The organism is Desulfococcus sp. (genome assembly GCF_050178255.1).
GTDB lineage: Bacteria > Desulfobacterota > Desulfobacteria > Desulfobacterales > Desulfococcaceae > Desulfococcus > Desulfococcus multivorans.
This window is the reverse complement of sequence record NZ_JBFXGG010000129.1, coordinates 1-6,476: the sequence shown is the minus strand read 5'-3', so window position 1 is coordinate 6,476 and position 6,476 is coordinate 1. Positions and strand designations below refer to the sequence as shown.

At 62.2% G+C, this 6,476-nt stretch carries 5 protein-coding genes; all 5 read left to right on the top strand.

Annotated features, from left to right (window positions below; translation table 11 throughout):
• A partial coding sequence (locus tag AB7S84_RS15265) for a CpsD/CapB family tyrosine-protein kinase (protein ID WP_428155528.1) occupies positions 1–447 on the top strand: 447 nt, incomplete at its 5' end.
• The gene (locus tag AB7S84_RS15260; protein WP_428155526.1) at positions 444–1,754 is read left to right on the top strand and encodes a tetratricopeptide repeat protein; all 1,311 of its coding nucleotides are present in this window, start codon (positions 444–446) and stop codon (positions 1,752–1,754) included. The genes AB7S84_RS15265 and AB7S84_RS15260, both read left to right, overlap by 4 nt.
• A 265-nt stretch (positions 1,755–2,019) precedes the next feature.
• Positions 2,020–4,062 (top strand): PocR ligand-binding domain-containing protein, encoded by a 2,043-nt coding sequence (locus AB7S84_RS15255; RefSeq protein WP_428155524.1) that lies wholly within the window; start codon positions 2,020–2,022, stop codon positions 4,060–4,062.
• A complete protein-coding gene (locus AB7S84_RS15250) occupies positions 4,049–5,401 on the top strand; it encodes an O-antigen ligase family protein (protein ID WP_428155522.1) in 1,353 nt (450 codons plus the stop codon). The genes AB7S84_RS15255 and AB7S84_RS15250 overlap by 14 nt, the downstream gene beginning before the upstream one ends.
• Positions 5,402–5,527: 126 nt before the next feature.
• Positions 5,528–6,476 (top strand): DegT/DnrJ/EryC1/StrS family aminotransferase (locus AB7S84_RS15245; protein WP_428155520.1); only part of this gene is annotated, 949 nt, incomplete at its 3' end.

The window sequence follows — 6,476 nt, the reverse complement described above, 5'->3', positions numbered from 1 at the left end:
GAGGTGCTGGACCAGATGAAAAACGACGACGAACAATACCCGTACCTCAACGGCCTCATCGACGCGAACATCCAGGCCACGCACCAACCGGGTCTTTTTCTGCTGTCGTCGGGCGTCATTCCGCCCAACCCCTCCGAGCTCCTCTCGTCGCCCCAGGTCGATTTCCTCATGACGCTCCTGACCCGAAAATTCGACACGATCATCATCGACACCCCCCCCATACTGCCGGCCACCGACGCCCTCCTCCTCGCTCCCCGGACCGACGGGGTCGTCCTGATCGTCAAGGCCGGGCACATGCGGCGCAACCTGGTTCAGAAGTGCGTGGACCAGATCCGCCTCAGCCAGGCCAACCTCGTGGGCGTGGTGCTCAACCAGGTGGACGTCCGCAAGGAGGGCTACTACAACTACTACAACAAATACTACACCGGCTACTACGGAAAATCGTGAACTCAGCGGCGACACCCCCCCAACAGGGCGCCCGGCTTGCCGCGGTCGCTCTCGTCATCTGCCTGGCCGTCGGCGGAACGGCTGTTCTGGCCGCCCGCCTGACAGCCCAGTTGCACCAACTCCGTGGAGAGCGCTTTCTGCTTTCCGAGGCCCACCCCGAGGCGGCTGCCGCCTTTGCCGCCGCGCTCGGACGCCTTTCCAGGGACGCCGATCTCCACCGGCTCCTGGGCAGGGCCCGGTTCCGGCAGGCCACCGCACCGCCGGAGGACCCCCAGGCCTCACCCGACCCCGGCCCCCTGCTGATCAAGGCCAGGGACGCCTTCCTCGAAGCGGCCCGGCTCAACCCCCTCGACGCCCAGAGCTTCTTCGGGGCCGCCGAATGCGAAGCCCTGCTGGCCCAGGCCTTCCGCGCCGAACACCCCTACGCCCCCGACATCCCATACGACCCCCGCCCCTATTTCGAGGCGGCGGTCCGGCTTCGGCCCAACGGCATCACCTATGCCTACGCCCTGATCCGATACCTGGCCTGGCTCCCGGACCCCGAGGCCCTGAGCAGGGCAGTCCGAGACCTGGCCGCGGTCTATCCCCCCATCCACGCGCGCCTGAAAAAAGAGGCCTTCTGGTCGCAGTCTCTCCGGGAGGCGTGTTTACAGGGGCTCACGACGGCCGCGAAAAACCGGGTCCTGCCCCGGGAAACCCACGCGGCCCTGTCGACGTTCATGGCCGAAGAAGGGCGCTGGTCCGAAGCCGTGACCCACTACCAAGCAGCCATGGCCGTAGGACCGTCCCAGAACACCTCCACCCACCAGTATCATCTGGGATCCCTCCATCTCGGCGCCGGGGAGCCCGGAGCAGCCCGGGACGCCTTTCTGGAGGGGCTCCGCCAGAGCCGGGACCGGGAGCGCGATCTGAACCGGATCCTCGGGTATTACCGCCGGGAAAAGAATCCGGCCGGGTTCGTCGCGTTCTTTCGCACGGCCGCGGCCCAAACCGCCCTTCCCCCGGAGGCCGACATGATCCTCGCCCAGGCCCTGATTTCCACGGAGCGATATGACGCGGCCCGGGAGGTCCTGTCGACCCTGATCCGGCAGAAGCCCATGGCCCGGGCCTATTACTGGCTGGCCAGGACGGCCGAGGCCCAACAGGACTGGGACGCCATGGAACTGGCGGCCCAGAAAGCCACCATCCTTGAGCCCGAAAACAGCCGCTACCACGCCCTCTTCGCCCAGGTGCTGACCCGCCTCAAAAAATACGACCGCGCCAAACAGGCCCGCGCCCTGGCCAAGCACTACAGCCACCGCCCCTGACACGGAGGACGGAGGTCGGAGGGCAGAGGTCGGAGGTCCCAACATTCAAAATTCAACATTCAAAATTCAACATTCAAAATTCAACATTCAAAATTCAACATTCAAAATTCAAAATTCAAAATTCAAAATTCAAAATTCAACATTCTTACCCCCTGCCCGACAACCAGCCCCTTCAGCCTTCAGCCTTCAGTCTTCAGCCTTTAATCTAAAAAATCCTCGAAATCCCCTCCTCTTTCAGTGTATGAACAACGAGAGAGGATCGCCCATGAAAACCTATCGGATTTCCGACTTGCTGGATCTGTCCGCCGTTCAAAAGATGGCGGAAGCCCATTATCGCGCTACAGGCATGCCGGTCGGCATTGTGGATGCCCTTGACGACGCGATTCTGGTCAGTACGGCCTGGCAGGATATCTGCAGCAAATTTCACCGGGTCCACCCGGAGGCGCTGAAAAAATGTCAGGCCAGCGAAAAATACATCAAAGAACATCTTGTCGAAAGCGGGGCCTGTCGGTATAAATGCCAAAACGGCCTCTGGAATATCGCTTTACCGATCTCAGTTGCGGAACGGCATCTGGCCACGCTGTTTCTGGGACAATTTTTTTACGAAGGGGAAATCGCCGAGCGGGAGATCTTTATCCGCCAGGCTCGGGAATTCGGGTTCGACCTCGACGACTATCTTGCGGCCCTCGATCGGGTCCGGATTCTCACGAACCAGGAGGTCGACAATATCATCGAATACAACAAGGGGCTGGTGGCCTTTATCACGGACATCGCGGAGCGGTCGCTCGCGAAGCTGGAAGCGGACGAAGCTGTTTTAAAACAGCAGTATTTTCTTCAGAAGGCACAGGAGATCGGACAGATCGCCACCTTTGAGCTGGACCTGAAAACCTGTGAAATGACCTGGACGGACGAGCTCTACAGGATTTTCGGGCTTCCCGTGGACATGCCGATCACCTATGAGAAGATTTTAAACTGCGTCCATCCCGACGACCGGAAATATGTCGAAATCTGTCCGGATGCGCCGTTCGCGGCGGAAATTCTGAATATTGAATATCGGATAGTGGTCGACGGCAGTTTAAAATGGATCAAAAGAAAAGCCGAATTCAAGCTGGATGAAAAAGATGAGATCACGGGCGTGATCGGCGTGGTTCAGGACATAACGGAGCGCAAGCTGACCGAGGAGGCCCTGGCGGAGAGCGGCAAGCGGCTGCGCCTGTCACTGGCCGGTTCCGGCGCGAGCTTCTGGGAATGGCGGCCTGAAAACAACTATATCTATTTTGACGATTACTGGTGGAAAATGATGGGGTATGCTCCCGGCAATCGGATTTTTAATTTCGAGGTCTTGAAAAAAAGCGTTCATCCCGACAGCAAACCGCTTTTTAAAAAAACGCTCCAGAAGTATATCGAAGGCAGCATCCCGCGATATGAAATGGAATACCGGATCAAAACCCCGGCCGGTGAATGGAAATGGATCTGGGTTGCCGGTGAATGCATGGAATGGGATAAAAACAAAAAGCCGCTTCGGTTTATCGGCATCCAAAGGGACATTACGCCAAAAAAGCAGGCCGAGGAAGAAATCCGCAGCCTGAATGAAACACTCGAAGAGCGCGTCGCCAGACGTACGGCGGAGCTCGAGGAACGCCGGCGCCAGATCCAGCGGCTTGCGCTGGAACTGAGCGAGGTTGAAAATCGGGAACGGCAGCACATCGCAACCATTCTGCACGACGATTTCCAGCAGGAGTTGGCCTACATCAAGATTGAAGTCAGCCTCATGGCCAGAGACAACGCCGACAGAAAAGTGGGCCAAAAGCTGAGCTACCTGGAAAGCCTCATCGGGGAATGCATTGAAAAGTCGCGCAATCTCTCCTATGAACTCAACCCGCCGGGCCTGAGGCGCGGGGGATTGCCGATGGCCCTGGAAATTCTCGGCCAGGATATGGAGGATAATTACGGCCTCAAGGTCAGGGTCCGAACCCGGGACGGCCTCGAACCCATTTCACTGACCCATGCCTCTGTCCTGCACCGCTCCGCCAGAGAGCTGCTTTTCAATGTGGTCAAACATGCCGGGACAACGTCGGCGTTCATGGATGTCGGATGCCGGAACGGAATGATTTATATCCGGGTAAAGGATTTCGGCAGGGGATTTGACTATGATGCCGTCAGATCCAGGGAGGGGCGGGGCGTGGGTTTCGGTCTGTATCAACTTACGGAGCGCATCACTTTTCTGGGAGGAACCGTGAATATCCGGACCGGTCCGGGAAAAGGGTGCTGCGTTGTGCTGAAGGTACCCAGAGATGGAAATGTTTAAATTCGACAGGCCGGTGATCCGCGCCCTCCTCTTCGTCCTGCTCGTCTTCACCCCCCTGGCCCGCGCCGGCGTGAAGCCCTGGGCCGTGACGGTGATGGAGATGATCGTTCTCGTTGCCGCGGCGCTGTGGGTGTCGGGCCGGATCCTGGATCCGATCCTGAATCCAATCATGGATCCAATCATAGATCCAATCATAGATCCGGCCGGGGGCCGATTTAAAACCCCCCTGGACCGCCCCCTGGCCGCGGCCGTCGCCCTGGCCTTCATCTCCGCCCTCTTCTCGGAGAACCCCATTGCCGGTCTCTGGGCCGTGGCCGAGTTCATCACCTATATCGCCGTCTTCCATCTGACGGTCCACACCCTCCGCACCCGGGCCCAGGTCAAGGCCCTCGTGGGGCTCCTTGCGGGCATGGGCGCCCTGCTCTGTGTGTTCGGCCTGTTCAAGCACTGGGGAATGAACCCCTTTCCCTGGTGGGACTACGCCGATATCGGCCGGTACAACGTGCGGCTCTCCGCCACCTTCGGCAGCCCGGACCATTTCGCGGGCTACCTGGAGATGGTCGCGGCCCTGACCCTGGGGTATCTTTTCACCGGGGTCGGCATGGAGAGGCGGATGCTCCTGACGTCGCTCCTGGTGCTCTTCCTCGCGGCCCTCATCCTCACCCTCTCCCGGGGCGGGTGGATCGGGCTGGGCGCCGGCCTCTTTTTCATGATGGGGGTCCTGCTCACCCAGGAGCGGTTCGGAAAATACCGGTGGAGCGCCGCCGTGGGCCTGGGCGTCCTGGTCCTCATGCTGATCCTCCTCTCCTCCACCCCGGCGGTGGAGCGGGTGCTGACCCTCCGGGACGGCGAGGCGGCCCTCGGGGGCCGGCTGACGGCCTGGCAGGGCGTTCTGGCCATGATCGCCCAGAACCCGCTTCTGGGCACCGGCCCCGGCACCTTTGCCGACGCCTTCACCCAGTACCAGCCGCCGGGGCTCAGTCGTCAGTTCACCATGGCCCACAACGACTACCTCCACTTCATCGCCGAGACGGGCCTGCCCATGGCCCTGGTCATGGCGTGGATCCTGGTCGCGGTCTACCGGACCGGCCTCGAAAAGATGCGCCACCCCAGCCGGCTGGTCCGGGGGACCACCCTGGGGGCCCTGGCCGGCATCACCGCCATGGCGGTCCACAGCGCCGGGGACTTCAACCTCCACATCCCGGCCAACGCCCTCCTCTTCACGGTCCTGGGGGCCGTGGTCTGCTCCCGCACCCCCTCGGCCCTGCCCGAAAGCCCGGGCTTCAGGAGCGGGGATTCGGTGTCGTCTGCCACGCCCATCCCCCTGAATCGCACATAACCGGGAGTGACATCCCCCATGGACGGATGGAACGGATTGCCGTTGATTCACGTTCGCAATCCGTGTAATCTGTATCATCCGCGCCGTCCGCATCGTCCGCGGATCAACCGAGAGGAAGCCATAGCCATGCAATTCATCGATTTGAAAGCCCAGCAGTCCCGCATCCGCGACCGGATCGAAGCCAACATCCGAACGGTCCTCGACCACGGGCAGTACGTTATGGGGCCGGAGATCGCCGAGCTGGAGCGGCGCCTGGCCGCGGCCGCGGGGGTCCGGCACGCCACGGCCTGCGCCTCGGGCACCGACGCCCTCCTGATGATCCTGATGGCCCGGGGCATCGGCCCGGGGGACGCCGTCTTCACCACCCCTTTCACCTTCATCGCCACCGCCGAGGTCATCCGGCTCCTGGGGGCGACCCCGGTCTTTGTGGACATCGACCCCGCCACCTTCAACATCGACCCGGACAGGCTCGACGCGGCCATATCAGGCTTCGATGCGAAGGCCGCCGGCCTCACGCCCCGGGCCGTCATCCCCGTCGATCTCTTCGGCCTGCCCGCCGACTACGACGCCGTGAACGCCGTGGCCCGAAGGCACGGGCTCTTCGTCCTGGAGGACGCGGCCCAGTCCTTCGGCGCGACCTACCGGGGCCGGAATGCCTGCGCCCTGGGGGACGCGGCCGCCACCTCCTTCTTCCCGGCCAAGCCCCTGGGGGGATACGGCGACGGCGGCATGTGCTTCACCGACGACGACGATATGGCCGAGGCCCTGGTCTCCATCCGGGTCCACGGCATGGGCGCCGACAAGTACGACAACGTCCGGATCGGGATCAACGGCCGCATGGACACCCTCCAGGCCGCCGTGCTCCTGGCCAAGTTCGAGATCTTCCCCGAGGAGCTGACCCGCCGCCGGGCCGTGGCCGACCGCTACGCCGAAGCCCTCGAGGGCGTCGGGGTCCCCCGCGTGCCGGAGGACTGCCGATCAGCCTGGGCCCAGTATTCGATCCTGGCCGAAAACGCCGGGCACCGCAAGGCGATCCAGGACCGCCTCGCCGCCGCCGGCATCCCCTTCGCCGTCT